This is a genomic window from Phytomonospora sp. NPDC050363 (assembly GCF_040655735.1).
In the GTDB taxonomy this organism is placed as follows: domain Bacteria; phylum Actinomycetota; class Actinomycetes; order Mycobacteriales; family Micromonosporaceae; genus Phytomonospora.
In genome coordinates this window covers 318255-334095 of sequence record NZ_JBFAKK010000007.1, presented here as the reverse complement: position 1 = coordinate 334095, position 15841 = coordinate 318255, and the positions used below count along the sequence as shown (strand labels likewise).

Genomic DNA, 15841 nt, shown 5'->3' with positions numbered 1-15841 from the left:
GATGGCGGGTGCTATGACGGTCCGGGCTTCGTTTTCATGATCAGAGGGTCGTCCCCCACCCTTGGTGGTCACTCTCCGTCGATGAGCGGCGGGGGGTTCTTCGGGGGTCGGCCTCGGCGGGGGCGCGGGGCGTCCTCGACGGCGGGAACGGTGTCGAGTTCTTCAGCGTATGCGTGGTCCACGAGCCAGCGGGCGGAGTCGGGGTCGAGGTCGGCGACCTCGCCGACGGTGCGTCCGCCGACGGTGGAGGTAAATCGGATCTTCACGTGATGGCTCCGGGGTGGGGTTCGGGTGGGCGTCGGCGCGAGGATCGGCGGGCGGCTGCGGCGCAGCCTCCTTCGGCGCTGCACTTGCGCTGGTGGTGCCATCCGCACAGGGGGCGGAGGTTCGCCGGGTCGTGGTCGTCGCCGGGTTCGATGTGGTCGACGTCGGTCGCGGGCGCGGGGCACGGGATGCCGGTCGAGGTGGGCCACTGGCACGACCAGTGGTCGCGGTCGAGGACGTAGCGGCGCAGGGTCGGCCAGTCCGGGGGGAGTCGCTGACGGCGGGTGGAGTTCTCCCACGCCATAGCGACCACCCCCAGAACTGGCGGGCGCGCTCACCCGCGATGGGTGGGCAGGGCGGGGAGGCGCTCGGCGGTCAGGTCGGAGTGAAGCTTGCGGAGTCCGGCGGGGGTGATCCGCAGTTGCCAGCTCGCGGCGGACTTCCCGTAGGGAGTCGTGTAGGCGATCGCTCGGCGGGTGATGTAGCCCCGGTTCACGAGCCGCTGGTACGGCTGGTCATCGCGAGGGCTGACCCATCCGGCGGAGGGTGTTCCCGGCGGCAGGGGTACCGAAGTTTAGGGCGGTTTCACCTGCGGATACGTCGCGCATGTCGACCTGTGCGGCTTCGTCGTCGGCCAGCATCCGGCGGGCAACGGACGGGTTGGTGTGGCGCAGGAGTCGCCGAGGTGGATGAGTGGCGCGGCCGGGTCGCCGATGACGCTGAGCGTCTGCCCGGTGCCTGGGTGGGTGAAGGGGGTGAGCGCGTGCATGAGATACCTGATCTCTCGGGATCGGTTGGGATCGTGAGCGCCCGCCTGGTCCCCGATCCAGAAGACCAGGCGGGCACGGCTAAGGCCCCCACCTCTTGACTTTCGGGCTACCCGAGCCCGCACAGTGACAAGGTGTCCGCCCCCGAACCCCTCACCATCGGCCGCTTCGCCCACCTCAGCGGCCTGACCGTCCACACCCTGCGGCACTACCACGACGTCGGCCTGCTCATCCCCGCCGACGTCGCGCCGGACACCGGCTACCGCCGCTACCACCGCGAACAGATCGCGCTCGCCCGACTCATCGCGTCGCTGCGCTGGATCGACCTGCCCATCGACCGCATCCGCGCCCTCATCGCCCCCGGCGCCGACCTCGAGGCCGTCGCCGCGATCCTGCGCGACCACCACGCAACCCTCGAACGCCGCCGTCGGCTGACCGCCGACCGCCTCCGCGACACCGAACACCTACTCGAAAGAGGCATCACCATGCCCACCCCGCCCCCACGAGTCCGCCCCGCGCAACTCAAACTCACCGTCACCGACGCCGGCAAGGCCGCCGACTTCTACCGCGACGCCTTCGGCATGCGCCACGAGATCGTCCGGCGCGTCGAAGAACAGGAGATCTACTCCCTCGTCCTCGGCGAGTACGGGCGGGCGGACTCCTTCCTCGTCACCCTGATCCCCACCGGATGCGACGACGCCGACCGGCCCGGCGGCACGAGCACCTTCGGGCTTCTCGTCGACGACCTCGACGCGGCGCACCGGCAGGCGCTGGACAGCGGCGGCGCCGAGTTCGTCGCCCCGCACGACCCCGAGGGCATGCCGCGCTGCTCGGCGGTCGGCGATCCCGACGGCAACTGGGTGTGGCTGTACCAAGGATGACGACGGGCTGGACACCGTGCCGGGGCGCCGTTAGCGTCCCGGCATGACCGACACCAGCGCGCGCGGCGACCTGCGGCCGCCTAGCCTCAACGCCGACGAGACCACGACGCTGCGCGTCTACCTCGACTACCTCCGCGAAGCGGTGATGGCCAAGGTCGACGGCGTCTGCGACACCGACGCCCGCACACCCGGCGTCGGCAGCGGGACCAGCCTCGCGTGGCTGCTGTCGCATCTGACGGCCGTCGAGCACAACTGGTTCGTCTGGTCCTACGAGGGCACCGGCGAGCTGATGGACGACGACGCCCTCGCCGAGGGGACCATCGCCGAACTGCTCGACGGCTACCGCGCGGCCGTCGACCGCGCCAACAAGGTCATCCACGCCCACCCCGACCTCGACCGGCCGGGCGAGCGGTCGCTGCGCGAGACGCCGCCGCCGTCGCTGCGCTGGACGCTGGTGCACATGATCGAGGAGACGGCCCGGCACGCCGGGCACGCCGACATCCTGCGGGAGCAGCTGGACGGGGCGGTGGGGAGGTAGGGCCGGCTAGAAGCCCTCGCCGAGGTCGATGTCGATCGGATCCACCTGATCCCGCGACGCCGACCCCGCCCCTCCCCCGAGGCCGGCGCCCCGCGCCTACCCGACACCGCCACGGGCCCCCACCCCGCCAGCACCGGCGGCAGGGGAGAATCAGCCCCGTGCGCATCACCCTGCTCGGTCCCGTTCAGGTCACCGCCGACGACGGCGCACCCCTCCCCGTGGGCGGTCCGCGCGCGCGTGCTCTGGTCGCCCTCCTCGCGCTGAACGCAGGCCGCGTCGTCACCACCGACCGGCTCATCGACGCCCTGTACGACGGCGAGGGTCTGGCGGGCAGCGCCAACGCGCTCCAGTCGCAGGTCTCCCGCCTGCGCAAGGCCCTCGGGGACGCCGCCGACGCGCTCCAGTTCCTCCCCGGCGGCTACCGGCTGGCCATCGATCCATCCACTGTGGACGTCCATTGCTTCGCCGAACTGGCAAGGGAAGGCGGCAGGTTCCTGGCGGCCGGCGACCACGCCCACGCCGCGACCCTCCTGCGGGAAGCCGCGACCCTCTGGCACGGCCCGGCCCTCGCCGACCTCGACCTCCCCTTCGCCCGCGCCCAGGCGGTGCGCCTGGAAGAACTGCGCTTCGCCGCGACGGAGGACCGCGTCGAGGCCGAACTGAACCTCCCCGCCGACCGCGACACGCGCGCGCTGGTCGCCGAACTCCGCGACCTCGTCGCCGCCCACCCCCTCCGCGAGCGCCTGTACGGCCAGCTCATGCGCGCCTTGTACGCCGACGGGCAGCAGGCCGAGGCCCTCGCCGTGTTCGAGGAGGCGCGCGAAGTCCTCGCCGACCGCCTCGGCGCCGACCCGTCGGCGGAGCTCTCCGCCGTGCACGTGGCGATCCTGCGCGGCACACCCGGCCCGGCCGCAGTCACCCCGCGCCCCGTCCCCCTCAACACGCACCGCCCCCCGGCGCAGCTCACCAGCTTCGTGGGCCGCGCCGCGGAGCTCGACCGGATCGTGTCGACCCTCTCGGCCTCCCGCCTGGTCACCCTCACCGGCCCGGGCGGCGCCGGGAAGACGCGCCTGGCGATCGAGGCGTCGCGGTCGGCGGCCGAGGACGTGTGCTTCGTCGAACTCGCCGGCCTCGACCCCGGCGTCGACGTCTCGCACGCCGTCGTCGCCGCGCTCGGCATGCGCGAGGGCGCCGCGGCCGGCGTCGGCGGCCCCGCCGACTCCCTGCTGGAGCGCATCGAGACCGCGCTGGCCGACCGCCCGGTCCTGCTGGTCCTCGACAACTGCGAGCACGTCGTCGACAGCGCCGCCCGCTTCACCGACCGGATCCTGCGCGCCTGCCCGCGCCTGCGCGTCCTGGCCACCAGCCGCGAGGCGCTCGGCATCACCGGCGAGGCCCTGCGCCCGGTCCCGCCGCTGGCCGCGCCGCCCGCCGGGCTCGACCTGGAGGCGGCGGCCTCCTACCCGGCCGTCACCCTGTTCGCCGACCGCGCCCGGGCCGCCCGGCACGACTTCACGCTCGGACCCGACAACATCGCCGACATCGCCAAGATCTGCCAGGCCCTCGACGGCCTGCCGCTGGCGATCGAGCTGGCCGCCGCACGCCTGAAGTCGATCCCCGTCGCCGACATCGCCGCGCACCTCGACGACCGCTTTCGCCTGCTGTCGCGGGGAAGCCGGACCGCGCAGCCGCGCCACCAGACGCTGCACGCGGTGGTGTCGTGGAGCTGGGACCTGCTCGACCCGGCCGAACGCGAACTCGCCGCCCGCGTGTCGGTCTTCGCCGGCGGATTCACCCTCGACGCGGCCGCCGCGGTCAGCGGTCTGTCCACAATGGAGACAGTGGATCTGCTGGCGGGCCTGGCCGACAAGTCACTGCTCGACATCGACGGCGACCGCTACCGGATGCTCACCACCATCCGCCACTTCTGCGCCGCGAAGCTCCCCGAACTCGGCGACGCCTACCCGCAGACCGCGCACGCCCGCCACGCCGAGTACTTCGGCGAGCTCCTCGAACGCGCCGAACCGTACCTGCGCCGCCACGAGCAGGTCGTCTGGCTCGAAAGGCTGGCGGCCGACCACGACAACCTGCACTCCGCGCTGCGCTGGGCGCGCGACCACGACACCGCCTTCGCCCTGCGCCTCAACGCCCTCCTCGTCCCCTACTGGTGGCTGCGCGGCCGCCGACGGGAAGGCATCACCCACTCCGAAGGGCTCCTCGCCCACCTCGAACCGGGCCTACCCGAAGGACTGGAGGAGGAGTACGTCCTCACCGTCCTGAGCGCCGCGACCTACGAGCCCGACGCCCCGCACATCGCCGAGCACATGCGAACCGTCCGGCGCTTCGCCACCGGGCTCGTCCTGCCCTTCCGGCACCGCTACCTGATGATCCTGTGGGCGGTGTTCGCCGGACCGCCCGACGACTCGGAGTACGCGCGGCTGCCCGCGATGATCGCCGAGCTGGAGAACACCGCCCGCACCGATCCGTGGGTGCTCGCCGTCGCGCAGCTCGGCCTGGCCTTCATGGTCTGGAACAACGTCGGCGACCAGAAGGCCAGCCGCGACGCGGCCACCGAGAGCCTGCGCCGCTTCCGCGAGGTCGGCGACCGCTGGGGCATCGTGACCTCCCTGTCCATCATCGGCAACTGGCCCGACCGCGACGCCTCCCGCTACCTCACCGAGGGCATGGCCTTCGCCGAGGAGCTCGGCTCCGTCGAGGACCTCACCCAGCTGCTCTGCCAGCGCGGGCAGCGCCGGGTCAACAACGACGACCTCGACGGGGCCCGCGCCGACTACCTGCGCGCCTCCGAACTGGCCCGCCGCGCCGGTGCCCGCGAGCAGATCGCCCTCGCCGACGCCGGGCTGGCCCAGCTCGCGCTCAGCTCCGGTGACCTCGCCCTCGCGCGCAGCCTCGGCGAGGCCGCGCGCACCGAATGCCCCACGGGGTGGATGCAGACCGACCAGACCTACGCGCAGATCATCACCCTGCTCGGCTGGATCGACGAGGCCGGCGGGGACCTCGACTCCGCGCGCGCCCGCCACGTCGAGGCCATGCGCCTCGGCCGGGGCCTGCGGCAGAACTCGCAGATCGCCGCCGCCCTCGCCGGGCTCGCCTCGGCGGCGCTGTGGGGCGGCGAACCCGAGCGCGCCGCGCGGCTGCTCGGCTACGCCGAGGTCCTGCACGACACGACAGTCGCGACCGACCCGAACGCGGCGGCCGCGGCCGCCCGCATCCACAACACGCTCACCGACGAGGCATGCGCCGCGGCCTACCACGAGGCGACCGGGCTCGACCGCCACGCGATCCACGCCCGCCTAGATACCCTCTGACCTGCACTGACAGTGCACTGGCGGGCTCGTCAGCGAACGGTGCGCGCTCCGTCAGCGACCGCGTGAATCCTTCGGGACATGAACACGAACCCCTCCGCCCACGCCGCGCCACCCAGCGCGGGGCGCCGCTACGCGATCCTGGCCATCCTCTCCCTGGCGACCCTGCTGCTGGCCATCGACATGACCGTTCTCCACCTGGCCGTGCCGTCACTGGTCGAGGACGTCGAACCCTCGGCGACGCAGCTGTTGTGGATCGCCGACATCTACGGCTTCGCCCTCGGCGGGCTGCTGATCACCATGGGCAACCTCGGCGACCGCATCGGCCGCAAGAAGCTGCTGCTGTCGGGGGCCGTCGCCTTCGGGCTCGCCTCGGCGGTCACCGCGTTCGCCGACGAGCCCGGGCTGCTGATCGCCGCCCGCGCGCTGCTCGGTGTGGCGGGCGCGACGATCATGCCGTCGGCCGCGGCCATCCTGCGCAACGTCTTCACCGAGCGCAAGGAGCGGTCGACGGCGATCGGCATCTGGTCGGCGATGTCGGCCAGCGGGTTCGCGTTCGGGCCCGTCGTCGGCGGTGTGCTGCTGGAGAACTACTGGTGGGGATCGGTGTTCCTGATCAACCTGCCGATCATGCTCATCGTCATCGTCGCCGGCGTCGTGCTGATCCCCGAGTCGCGCAACCCCCACGCCGGGCGCATCGACCTGCTCAGCGTCGTGCTGTCCTTCGTCGGCATCATCGGCCTCATCTACGGCATCAAGGAGATCGCGCACAACGGGATCGAGTCGCTCGACGCGCTCGCCGGGCTGGCCGTCGGGCTGGTCGCGATGGGGTGGTTCGTGCGTCGGCAGACGCGCCTGGCCGAGCCGATGATGGACCTGAAACTGTTCCGCAGCAGGGTTTTCAGCGGGGCCGTGGCGACCAACGTGGTCACCGTGTTCGGGATGATCGCGCTGTCGCTGGTGCTCGCGCAGTACCTCCAGCTCGTGCTGGGGTGGTCGCCGCTGGTCGCGGGGATCGCCGGGATTCCCGGAGGGCTGTCGGCGGGGCTGACCGCGCCGTTCGCCGCCCGCATCGCCACCGCCTGGGGGCGCGGCAAGACCGTGGCGCTGGGGTTGGGGCTGCTGGCCGTGAGCCTGGTTCTGTACGTCCGCATCGACCTCGACCCGAACTACCTGACGCTGCTGCCGGCGATGGTCATCGGCGGCGCGGGCATGGGCCTGGGCTTCGCGATCACCAACGACATCGTGTTGTCGTCGGTGCCCAAGGAGCGCTCCGGCGCGGCGGTGTCCATTGTGGAGACAGCGACGGAGATGGGCGGGGCGCTGGGCATCGCGGTGCTCGGATCGGTCATGAACGCCGCCTACGCCGACAACCTGGAGGTCCCGGCCGGAGTTCCCGCCGAGGCGGCGGTGCCGATCAGGGAGCAGATCGGCACGGCGTTCGCGGTGGCCGAGCAGCTGCCTGGCGAGCTGGGTGAGGCGGTGCGGCATGCGGCGAAGGTGGCGTTCGTCGACGGCGCGCACGTGACGACGCTGACCAGCGCTGCGATCGTGGCGGTGTTCGCGCTGGTGGCGGCGGTGTCGCTGCGGGGGAAGTTCGTGACGGTGGAAGAGGAGGACGAGGAGGTGCCGGTGCCTGTTCCGGCACGGTGACCGGAGGAAAGGCGGGGCTTCGGCCCCGCCCTTTTCGTGCGCGTTCGGATCCGGCTCAATGGCAGCTCCAGAACATCTCGACCTCCTCGAACCGCCGCGCCGCCAGCGCCTCCCGCCCGATCACCCAGTGCGAGTTGCCCACATCCCCCCATCCGATCCCGGCCTCGTAGTCGGTGTCGATCTGCGCGAGAAGTACCGGCAGCTCCTCGCCGTCGCTGCCGACCAGGACCTGCGACCCCGGCGCGAACTCCACGTCGTACTGCACGCCCTCTCCGAACCCGCCGACCCGGTGGACGGGCAGCGTCGACACGTCGGTGATCTCCACCTGCCATCGGTCCTCCAGCCTCGGCTCCCATCCCGTCACCAGGTCCGGGTGGTCGAACCCCGCCCACGTCGGCTCCACGACGGCGGTCACCTCGACACGCTCACCCGTGTCGCCGAGCGCCTCGACCGGTGCGCCTTCCCGAACCCAGTGGACCTCACCGTGATCGAGTTCGTCGTCGGACACGAAGAACACCAGCCAACCCGTGTCCGGGAGGTCGAGGCCAGTGCGGGGCAGGACCGCCAGATCCAGGGTGAGCAGGTGCGCCAGCGGATAGCCGTCGTCGAAACAAGGCCAGGAGGCACCCGGCGGCCAGACCGGGTCCCCGCGGAGCCAGCCGGCGACCGCGTCGCCGGGCCGAGAGTGCCGCAGCCGGATTCCCGGAGTGGCCGCGGCGAGCCGCTGCCGCCGCACCCGATCGAGCAGATGCGCGGCGACGGCCTCGGCGAAGCGTTGGTGGGGGGAGGAGGACATCCGGCCAGTATGGCGAAGGGTGTCACCAGGGCAGGCGGCGTTCGCGCGCGCCGTCAAGCCACGCAGCGCCCCGAAGCGCCTCCCTCAACCCCGGTGCCCCAGCACGTTCACCACTCGCCCACCCGGATCGCGCACGAAGAACCTCCGCACGCCCCACTCCTCATCGGTCAGCGGGTGCACGATCTCCGCGCCACTGGCCACCACCGCCTCGTACACCGCGTCGACGTCCTCGACCTCGATGCTCGCGTACGGCACGACCGGCGCGGTGGCGTCGGCGGTCATGAAGGAGACCTGCGCCGTCGGGTTCGACGTCGACGCCAGCGTCATGATCCACCCCTGGTTCATGACCTCCTCGAAGCCCAGCAGCCCGTAGAAGTCCCGGTTGCCGTCCATCTCGCCCTCGCCGACCTCGACGTCGGGCACCACTCGCCGGATGCTCACCGGTACCCGTACGGCGGAGGCGGCATGACGGGAACGACCGGCACGGCGACCGGCACGACCGGCTGCGCGGGCGGCGAGACCGCCCGGACGGACCCGTCGGGCAGCGGCAGGTGGTACCTCGCGCCGTCCCAGTGGACGACCGGCACCGATCTGTCATGCCCGGTGTACACGGCCCGATGGCCGCTCATCGCCTGCAACAACGCGTACTCCTCCGCCTGGTAGTCGGCCTCGGCCCGGCCGCGCAGCAGCCCGTCGCGAAGCATGGCCAGCTGCGTCGCGGTGAACTGGAACCCGCGCATCGCGGCCGCCCCCCGGTCGCCGGCGACCTTGCGCGCCCACACCCTCGCCGAGGCCCGCCGCCCGAAGGTGACCAGCGACGCCACCTCGGGCGCGGTCATCCACCCCGAGCTCACGTACGCCGGCAGCACCCGCCCGACCAGCCGCGCCTCCCACGCGCGTATCCAGATCGCGCCCCCGACGGCGGTCAGGAAGATCGGCACCATCACCGACACATACCCGACGGCCAGGACCCGCGCACCCGAACTGGCCAGCAGGTTCCAGGATCCGTGCAGCAGCATCGCGATCAGCAGCATCCCCAGCGGCGCCAGGATCCGCACCGACTTCTTCGCCGTGCGCGCCGCGATGCCCAGCCCGACGCCGGTCATCGTCGTGAACAGCGGGTGCGCGAAACCGGTCAGCAGGATCCGCACCACGAACAGCGCCACCACCGACAGCGCGCCCGTCGCGGCACCGCCCTCGCGCTCACCGGAGACGTAGACGCCGGAGATGTAGAGGATGTTCTCGGCCATCGCGAAACCGGTCGCCGACAGGCCGCAGTAGACGATGCCGTCGACGATCCCGGAGAAGTACTTGCGCCGGCGCCACAACAGCAGCAGCGGGCCGATCATCTTCGTGGTCTCCTCGATCACCGGCGCGACGAGGATCGCCACCAGGTTCTGGGAGACGCCCCACTCGTCGAACAGGACCGACATTCCGGTGTTCACGCCCAGCGAGACCGCGGTGGCCACACACGCGCCCCAGCCGAAACAGAAGGCCAGGAACCGGGTCGGTTCGGGCTCATAGCGGTCGAGCCACAGGAAACAGGCCACCAGGACCGGTACCGGGATGACGGCGGTGCCGACCCCGATGAGCAGCGGACCCATGCCGACCTCGGTGCCCACTGCGAGCAAGATCACCAGGGCGCCTGCGGCGAGCAGGACGATGATGCCCGCCATCAGGCCGAAGCGGCGCCAGCTGAACCTGGCGGGCGGCGGCGGGAGCTTCTGGGACATCTCACCGGGCGGGACAACCGACATGCCGACAGCCTAGCCGCGCTATGGTGTCCAACAGGTCATGAGCGCCAGCGTCAAGCCCCGGCTCGCTGGCCGGCAACCCAACAACCGCGTGGGGTGCCCCGGGTGAGGACCAGGCACGTGCCGATGAGGGCACGGGCAAACGCGGGCCCCAAGACGGGTCCCAGGACCTGCTTGGAGGCAGCCATGACGTCTACCGTCGTCCCGTCCGGCCAGTTCGCCGACGCCCCCGCGCGCCCGATCCCCGTGGTCGAGGCCCCCGAGGTGCCGCTGGTGACCGGCGGCAGCGTCCGCTACGCGAACTTCGACCACGCCGCCTCGACGCCCTGTCTGCGCGCGGCGGCCGACGCGGTCACCGCGCTGCTCCCCCGCTACGCCAGCGTCCACCGGGGCGCGGGCTACCTGTCGGGGGAATGCACGCGGGCCTACGAGTCGGCGCGCCGCACGATCGCGCGTTTCGTCAACGCCCGCCCCGACGACGCGGTGGTCTTCACCCGCAACACGACCGACTCGCTGAACCTGCTCGCCCGCGCGCTGCCCGAGGACGCCACGGTCATCGCCTTCGACTCCGAGCACCACGCGAACCTGCTGCCCTGGAAGCGCCTCATCCGGCTGCCCGCCCCCGACTCCCCGGCCACGGCCGTGCGCTCGGTCGACGACGCGCTGAAGGTCGTCGCGCAGGACGGGCCGGTCCTGGTCGCGGTGACCGGAGCGTCCAATGTGACCGGTGAGCTGTTCCCGGTCGCCGAGATCACCGTGCTGGCACACCGATACGGCGCCCGGGTCGTCCTCGACGGCGCCCAGCTCGTGCCGCACCGCGTCGTCGACGTGACCGCGCTCGACGTCGACTACATCGCCTTCTCCGGACACAAGCTCTACGCGCCCTTCGGCACCGGTGTCCTCATCGGACGATCCGACTGGCTCGACGCCGCGCCCCCGTATCTCGCGGGCGGCGGCGCTTCCGCACACGTCGGCGACGCCACCAACGACGTGCGCTGGCAGACCGGCGCCGCGCGGCACGAGGGTGGCAGCCCCAACGTCATCGGCGCCGTGGCGCTCGCGGCGGTGTGCGAGACCCTCGAAGCCGCCGACCGGGCCGCGCTGACGGCCTGGGAGGAGACCCTGCGGGTCCGGCTGGCCGAAGGGCTGGCGGCGATCCCGGGAGTCCGGCAGCTGCACGCGTTCGGCCCTCGATCCCAGCGTGTCGGGACCGTGGCGTTCACCGTCGACGGATATCCCGCCGACCTGGTCGCCGCGGTGCTGTCCGCCGAGCACGGAATCGGCGTGCGCGACGGCCTGTTCTGCGCCCACCCGCTCACGCGACGGCTGCTCACCGAGGCGGGAGTCGCGCCCACGCACTCCGTCGGTGCCGGCTGCGGCGGTGACGGACGGCCGCAGCAGGTCGCCACGGCCGTGCGCGCGAGCATCGGGCTGGGCACGGACGTGGACGACGTGGACCGGCTGATCGCGGCGGTGGAGCGACTGGCGCTGGACGGGCCACAGTGGACCTACAGTCTGGTCGACGGACGGCCCGGGCCCGTGCCGGACCCGCGAGCCTGACTCACGGCGCTGACTCGCGCGACAACCGAGCCAAGCGGCCCGCCGACCGACGCACCGGTCGGCGGGCCGCTTTTCGGGACACCGCGCGTCCCGGCGGCCGATCTTCGTCCGTGCGGCGGAAGCGCGGCAGGCAAAGGCATGTCAAAGTTATGGCGCTGTTCACTTTCATGCCCGGAAGGTGCCCGAATTGCGCTTCCACGCGCGTGCCCTCGGCGTTCTCGTCGCCGCAGCGGCCGTTCTCGTCGCCGCAGCGGCCGTTCTCGTCGTCGGCGGTCAGAACGAGACCTTCGGCACGGCGGTCAGCGCCGGGGGTGTGTGGGTCATCCCCGGCGGCGCGAGCGGCCTCGATACCACCCGCACGACCCTCTACACGCAGAACTCGCCCGGTGTCCCCGGCGGCGTCGAGTTCCACGACTACTTCGGCGCGGCGCTCTCCGCCGGGAACATCACCGGCGGCGCGCCCTACCTGATCGTCGGCTCGCCCGGCGAGTCGGTCGGCTCGCGGGAATACGCCGGCATGGCCTACTACCTGCGCGGCGAGGTCTGGCGGACCTTCGGCCAGAACACGGCCGGAGTCGCCGGCACGGCCGAGGCCGGCGACTCCTTCGGCGGCGCGATCGCCGCCTCCGACCGCTTCTTCGCCGTCGGCGCGCAAGGTGAGGAACTGAACTACAAGCCGGGCGCCGGGACGGCGCACCTGTTCGCGCACACCATCGTCGGCGGTGCTCCGAAACCGATCGCCGCCGTCCACCAGGACACCTCGGGCATCTCCGGGTCGGCCGAGACCAACGACTCCTTCGGTTCGGCGCTATCGGTGGTGTCCTATCGCCCGTCGCCGACTGCCGCGATCGGTGCGCTCGTCGCCGTCGGTGTATCGGGCGAGGATCTCGGCTCCGCCACCGACGCCGGAATGGCTCACCTGCTCGCGATCACGCCCACCGGGACGGTCACCGAAGTCGCCGACGCGCAGCAGAACACCTCCGGAGTCGCCGACACCGCCGAGGAGGACGACATGTTCGGTGCCGACGTGGCCGTGGCGATCCGAGGCACCGCACCGGTCGGCACACCGTCCACTGTGGTCTGGGCCGCGGCCGTCGGCCTCGAACGCACCGGTGCCTCCGTCAGCGGAGCGGTCCAGGTGTTCCGCAACCCCAAGGATCCCGGCGACCGCGACGTCCTGGTCACGCCCGGAAGCCACGGCACGAGCCCCTCCGACTTCCAGCAGGCGTGGGGACTCGGCGCGTCCCCGGCGCATCTGGTCATGACCGGCGTCCACGAGGAGAGCGTCGCCGTCCCCTGGAACAACATCCTCAACGGCGCCACCGAGCCCGTCGTTCGTCTCTGAGACTTGGTGACCACATGAAACCCACCACCTGCACCCTGGCCGCCGCCGTCCTGGCCGTGGCCGCCCTCACCCTCCTGCCCGCCGCGCCCGCGTCGGCCGGCGACTTCCGCCCCGACGTCGTCGACGACTTCGACTGCGACGGCATTCGCGACGTCGTCTACGGCGTCGACTACGAGACCGTCGGCGGTGCCGAATGGGCCGGCGCGGTCTACGTCACCTACAGCACGACCGGCGTCGAGAAGAAGTACACCCAGGCCAGTGCCGGGATCCCCGGCAGCGCCGAGGAATGGGACCAGTTCGGCCAGACCACCGCCTCCTACGACCGCGACGGCGACGGCTGCGACGACCTCGTCGTGGGCTCACCGGGCGAAAGCCTCGGACCCGACACCAAGGCGGGATCCATCCACATCATCCCCGGCTCCCGCACCGGCCTGAACACCGCCAAGACCGTCTCCTACAACCAGGACTCGCCGGGCGTCCCCGGCTCGCCGGAGGACTACGACTCCTTCGGGGACACCCTCGCCGCCGGCACTACCTCCTCCGGGAAGCCCTACCTGCTGGTGAGCGCCCCCGACGAGTCGTTCGACGCCGAGGACGAGGGAACCGTCTACTACTTCCGCGACAACGTCTGGCGCACCATCAGCCAGGATTCGCCCGGCGTCCCCGGCTCGTCGGAGAGCTTCGACTCCTTCGGCGAAACCCTCGCCGTCTCCGACCGTTACTTCGCGATCGGTGTGCCCAGCGAGAGTCTCGGATCCGACGACTTCGCCGGAACGGTCCACGTCTTCAGCCACACCATCGTCGACGGCGCCCCGAAGCACATCGCCGCGGTCAACCAGGACACCGCCGGGATCTCCGGCTCCGCCGAGGACGACGACGAGTTCGGCCGCTCGATCTCGGTGGTCTCCTACCGATCCAGCCCGAGCGCCGCGATCAGCGCGCTCCTCGCGGTGGGCACGCCCTATGAGGACCTCCGCGACAACACCGTCGACCAGGCCGGGTCCGCCCACCTGATCAACGTCACCGACTCCGGCAAGGTCACCCAGCTCGCCGAACTGACACAGGACACTCCCGGAATTCCCGGAGTTCCCGGCTATGCCGACGATCTCGGCTCAGCGGTCCTGGTCGCCAACCGGGGCACCGGTTCGGTCGCCACACCGTCGACGGCCGTGTGGGCGGTCGCGGTGCCGTGGGAGCCGAACCCCGGCGGCGAGCCCGGCACGGGCCTGCCCGTCATCCACCTCACGCGCGCCGACAAGACCCCCGGCGACGGCGACGTCCTGCTCACCGAGGCCGACTTCAACGGCTACGCGGACTTCCAGAACCCCGAGTTCGACGCGAGCTCGAAGACGCTGCACGTGACATCCCTCTGGGGCTCGATCGCCGAGCGACCCTGGGCCGAACTCCCCCCGACCTGAGCACGGAAGGACATCGTGAAGCGCATCATCAGCGCGGCGGCCGTCGCGCTCACCGCGGCCTCGGCCGCCTTGACCGTGACCGCCACTCCGGCCGCCGCTGGACAGTTCCACGTCGACGAGGTCATCGACGACTTCAACTGCGACGGGCTACGCGACGAGGTCTACCTGGCCAGCCACTACGACGTGGGCGACGCGCGCGGCGCTGGGGCGATCATCATCTACTACAGCTCCGGAACCGTCTACGAGCAGACGATCAGCCAGAACACACCCGGTGTCCCGGGCACCGCCGAGACCGGCGACTCCTTCGGCCAGGTCTACGCCGCCACCGACTTCAACGGCGACGGCTGCGACGACCTCGTCGTCAGCGCGCCCTACGAGGCCGTCGACGGAGCCGACGAGGCCGGACTGATCACCGTCATCAACGGCTCACCGAACGGCCTCGTACCGGCCCAGTCGGTCGCCTACACCCAGAACACGCCCGGCGTCCCCGGCGGCGCCGAGTTCCTCGACGGCTTCGGCGCCACCCTCGCCGCCGGAAAGACCTCCGGCGGGCAGCCCTACCTGCTCGTCGGGTCGCCCGGCGAGTCGGTCGGGTCCAAGACCGCGGCCGGTTCGGTCTACTACCTGCGCGGCGGGGTGTGGCGCGCCTTCCACCAGGACAGCCCCGGAGTCGCCGGCACCGCCGAGCACTGGGACGAGTTCGGCTCCGCCATCGCCGGCGGCGACCGCTACTTCGTCGTCGGCGCATACCGCGAGAACCTGTCGGGACGCTCCCAGGCCGGTCAGGTGCACGTCTTCGGCCACAAGATCGTCGGCGGCGTGCCCGACCCGCTCGCGACCATCAGCCAGGACAGCGCGGGCGTGTCCGGCACCGCAGAGTCGGACGACTACTTCGGCCAAGCGGTCGCGGTCGTCCCGTACCAGCCCGCGCCGGGCGCCTCGATCGGCGCGCTGGTGGGCGTCGGCGTGCCCGGCGAAGCGCTGGGAGGTGACGACCGGGCGGGGATGGCGCACGTCTTCGCGGTGACTCCGACCGGGAGGTTCACCGAACTCGCCGACATCAACCAGGACTCCACCGGCGTCGCCGACTCCACCCAGGAGGACGACAGGTTCGGCGAGGACCTCGTCTTCGGGATCGAAGGCGGCGCGACGATCGCCACGCCCTCGACGGCGGTGCTGGCCGTGGCGGTGCCCTGGGAGGACTACGAAGTGGATCAGCGGAGCGGGGCGATCCAGGTGTTCACCGATGTGCGGAGGCCGGGGACCGGAGACCTGGTGTTCAGGCACGACGACGGCAGCGTGCTGGACGGGCACACGGGGGCGACGACGCTGGGGAGCACGCCGACGGAGTTGTTGCTGGGCGGGAGCGGGGCGTACTTCTGGCGGGCGGGGTGGGGTGAGGTTCTGGGCTAGGGCTGGGAGCGCACCGGGTCCTTGCGATCCAGCGAAGAGCCGACCCGCTCCAGCCCGAGCGCCCTGCGCGACACACGACGCCGCGACGCCCGCCCTCCGGCGGGGGTCGCGGCGTCGTCGTGCGCG

Annotated in this window: 13 protein-coding genes, 1 pseudogene and 1 riboswitch; of the genes and pseudogenes, 8 read left to right on the top strand and 6 right to left on the bottom strand. The window is 71.9% G+C overall.

All coding sequences use genetic code 11. From position 1 onward, the window contains the following. Positions 1–68: 68 nt before the first annotated feature. From AB0I28_RS21370 to AB0I28_RS21360, 3 genes are read right to left on the bottom strand one after another with little or no spacing between them, the layout of a single operon-like run. Positions 69–266, bottom strand: a complete 198-nt coding sequence (locus AB0I28_RS21370; protein ID WP_357495792.1) for a hypothetical protein — start codon at positions 264–266, stop codon at positions 69–71. Then, a complete protein-coding gene (locus AB0I28_RS21365; RefSeq protein WP_357495790.1) occupies positions 263–568 on the bottom strand; it encodes an HNH endonuclease signature motif containing protein in 306 nt (101 codons plus the stop codon). Before AB0I28_RS21365 ends, AB0I28_RS21370 begins: the two co-directional genes overlap by 4 nt. 30 nt (positions 569–598) lie before the next feature. Continuing rightward, complete coding sequence (locus AB0I28_RS21360) at positions 599–826, bottom strand: phage antirepressor KilAC domain-containing protein (protein WP_357495959.1); 228 nt, start codon at positions 824–826, stop codon at positions 599–601. A gap of 339 nt (positions 827–1165) precedes the next feature. Between AB0I28_RS21360 and AB0I28_RS21355 the strand changes: the two genes are divergently transcribed. The 4 genes from AB0I28_RS21355 (at position 1166) to AB0I28_RS21340 (ending at position 7429) form a co-directional block, all read left to right on the top strand. Continuing rightward, the gene (locus tag AB0I28_RS21355) at positions 1166–1912 is read left to right on the top strand and encodes a MerR family transcriptional regulator (RefSeq protein WP_357495789.1); all 747 of its coding nucleotides are present in this window, start codon (positions 1166–1168) and stop codon (positions 1910–1912) included. Between the two features lie 43 nt (positions 1913–1955). Continuing rightward, positions 1956–2450 (top strand): DinB family protein, encoded by a 495-nt coding sequence (locus AB0I28_RS21350; RefSeq protein WP_357495787.1) that lies wholly within the window; start codon positions 1956–1958, stop codon positions 2448–2450. A 158-nt stretch (positions 2451–2608) separates the two neighbouring features. After that, positions 2609–5779 carry a BTAD domain-containing putative transcriptional regulator gene (locus AB0I28_RS21345; RefSeq protein WP_357495785.1) on the top strand — a complete coding sequence of 1057 codons (3171 nt, stop codon included), beginning with the start codon at positions 2609–2611 and terminating at the stop codon, positions 5777–5779. Positions 5780–5857: 78 nt separating this feature from the next. Continuing rightward, complete coding sequence (locus tag AB0I28_RS21340; RefSeq protein ID WP_357495783.1) at positions 5858–7429, top strand: MFS transporter; 1572 nt, start codon at positions 5858–5860, stop codon at positions 7427–7429. Between the two features lie 55 nt (positions 7430–7484). Here the strand turns inward: AB0I28_RS21340 and AB0I28_RS21335 are convergent, their stop codons facing one another. The 3 genes from AB0I28_RS21335 to AB0I28_RS21325 form a co-directional block, all read right to left on the bottom strand. Beyond that, on the bottom strand, positions 7485–8225 hold the full coding sequence (locus AB0I28_RS21335) for a YwqG family protein (protein WP_357495781.1): 741 nt from the start codon (positions 8223–8225) through the stop codon (positions 7485–7487). A gap of 84 nt (positions 8226–8309) precedes the next feature. Next, entirely contained in the window at positions 8310–8666 is a 357-nt protein-coding gene (locus AB0I28_RS21330) for a VOC family protein (RefSeq protein ID WP_357495779.1), read from the bottom strand. Next, positions 8663–9982, bottom strand: a complete 1320-nt coding sequence (locus AB0I28_RS21325) for a PrsW family intramembrane metalloprotease (protein ID WP_357495777.1) — start codon at positions 9980–9982, stop codon at positions 8663–8665. Before AB0I28_RS21325 ends, AB0I28_RS21330 begins: the two co-directional genes overlap by 4 nt. 33 nt (positions 9983–10015) lie before the next feature. Then, positions 10016–10130: riboswitch (SAM riboswitch) on the top strand. Positions 10131–10165: 35 nt separating this feature from the next. Between AB0I28_RS21325 and AB0I28_RS21320 the strand changes: the two are divergent. The 4 genes and pseudogenes from AB0I28_RS21320 to AB0I28_RS21305 all read left to right on the top strand — a co-directional run. Next, a pseudogene (locus AB0I28_RS21320) lies at positions 10166–11455 on the top strand (aminotransferase class V-fold PLP-dependent enzyme); the annotation flags it as partial. A 271-nt stretch (positions 11456–11726) separates the two neighbouring features. Beyond that, positions 11727–12884, top strand: a complete 1158-nt coding sequence (locus AB0I28_RS21315) for a hypothetical protein (RefSeq protein WP_357495775.1) — start codon at positions 11727–11729, stop codon at positions 12882–12884. A 14-nt stretch (positions 12885–12898) separates the two neighbouring features. Then, entirely contained in the window at positions 12899–14302 is a 1404-nt protein-coding gene (locus tag AB0I28_RS21310; RefSeq protein WP_357495773.1) for an integrin alpha, read from the top strand. A gap of 15 nt (positions 14303–14317) precedes the next feature. Next, positions 14318–15715: an FG-GAP repeat protein gene (locus AB0I28_RS21305; protein WP_357495772.1), complete on the top strand. Its 1398-nt coding sequence runs from the start codon at positions 14318–14320 to the stop codon at positions 15713–15715. Positions 15716–15841: the final 126 nt, after the last annotated feature.